Origin of the sequence: Amycolatopsis echigonensis (genome assembly GCF_014174495.1) — a bacterium.
Classification (GTDB): Bacteria; Actinomycetota; Actinomycetes; order Mycobacteriales; family Pseudonocardiaceae; genus Amycolatopsis; species Amycolatopsis echigonensis.
Map to the genome: position 1 here is coordinate 1 of NZ_JACJHR010000228.1, position 1342 is coordinate 1342.

Below are 1342 nucleotides of genomic sequence, written 5' to 3' on the forward strand. Positions count from 1 at the left end.
CATCGCGGTGAGCGGCACTCCGGCCTGCCGCGCCATGAGGTAGGAGGTCGGCGCGAGTTCGCACACGTCGAACTCGAGGTCCCGGATCATCCGGCGGTACGCGCCGATCACCGGCGTCACCTCCACCGGTTCCACCGCGCGGCCGGGGATCTCGACGTCTCCGTTCAGCAGCGCGCGGCCGTGCGCGTAGTCGCCGAGGACCACTGAGAGCTTTTCCATGTCTTTCCTTCCGGGGTCAGGCGAGCCGCGAGGCGGACACGCCCAGTGCGGCGCAGGTGCGGTCCACGAGTTCGTCGAACGAGACGGCGCGGGGGAGCACTTGCTGTTCGAGGGCGTAGCGGGCGACCTCGGTGACGGGTCCGCGCAGTGCCTCGAAGCCGACGGGGTTGAGTTCGGCGGGGCCGTTGCGCACTTGCGCGGCCAGTGCGTCGTAGACGGCGAGGACGGCCTTGGCGTCGGCGGCCGGGTTGATCGCGACGACGTGGTTGATCGGGGCGAAACCCTTGCTCTCGGCCCATTCCGCCGCGACGCGCAGGGCATCCGGGACCGCGGTGCGGATGCGGTCGTCGGACGGGAGTTCGTTGCCCATGATGCCGTAGTCCAGTTTGCCGTCGAGGAAGTCGGCGGGCAGCTTGGTTCCTTCGGGTGCCCGCTTCGTCCACGCCGGATCGGTGTACTCGGGCAGGTGGCCGTCTTCGTAGGTGATCCAGTCCACTTCGGACAGATCGAGGCCGTAGTCGTCGGTGAGGAAACCGCGCAGCCAGACGCCGGTGGTCTGGCTCCACGACCGCACGCCGACGGTTTTCCCGCGCACGGCGTCAACGCCAGGTTCGGCGAGCGTCACCAGGGTCTGGTGCTGGTGGCGGCCGAGTGCGGTGATCGGCAGCAGCGCCACCGGTTTGTCGTAGGCGACCGCTTGCAGGAGCGTCACGATGGCCAGCTCGCAGACGTCGGCAGTGCCGTCGTTGACGAAGCCGCGCGAGGCTTTGTGCACGGGGCGGATGTCGAGGCGTTCGGCCGCCCCGGCGGCTTCCAACGCCGCGGCCGCGAGGTCGTCGCGGCCCAGCACGATCTTCATGTCCGGTTTCCTCTCGTTCACACGTCCTCGCCGTACTGGATCCGGCGGTACGGCACGCTGAGCACGTCGCGGGTGATCCGGACGTCGATCACGGTCGGGTGCGGCGCGCGGACGTAGTCGCCCAATGCGGCCCGCAGTTCGTCGACGGTGCGCACGGTCGCGCCGCCGCCGCCGAGCGCGCGGGCCACCGCGCCGAGCTCCGGGGTCGGGATCACCGCGAGCGCGGGATCAAGTCCCTTGGCGCTCGCCTTGTGGTACTCCGCG

Annotated in this window: 3 protein-coding genes; all 3 read right to left on the reverse strand. The window is 70.1% G+C overall.

Annotated elements, in window-relative coordinates:
• The coding region (locus H5411_RS46435; protein ID WP_220818390.1) for a hypothetical protein at positions 1 to 219 on the reverse strand (219 nt) is incomplete at its 3' end.
• Between the two features lie 16 nt (positions 220 to 235).
• Positions 236 to 1078: a hypothetical protein gene (locus H5411_RS46440; RefSeq protein WP_183128019.1), complete on the reverse strand. Its 843-nt coding sequence runs from the start codon at positions 1076 to 1078 to the stop codon at positions 236 to 238.
• A gap of 17 nt (positions 1079 to 1095) precedes the next feature.
• A partial coding sequence (locus tag H5411_RS46445) for a hypothetical protein (protein WP_220818391.1) occupies positions 1096 to 1342 on the reverse strand: 247 nt, incomplete at its 5' end.

Excerpts from the sequence above, each read along its gene's own strand:
- H5411_RS46440 (WP_183128019.1), bottom strand. The coding sequence starts at position 1,078 with ATGAAGATCGTGCTGGGCCGCGACGACCTCGCGGCCGCGGCGTTGGAA.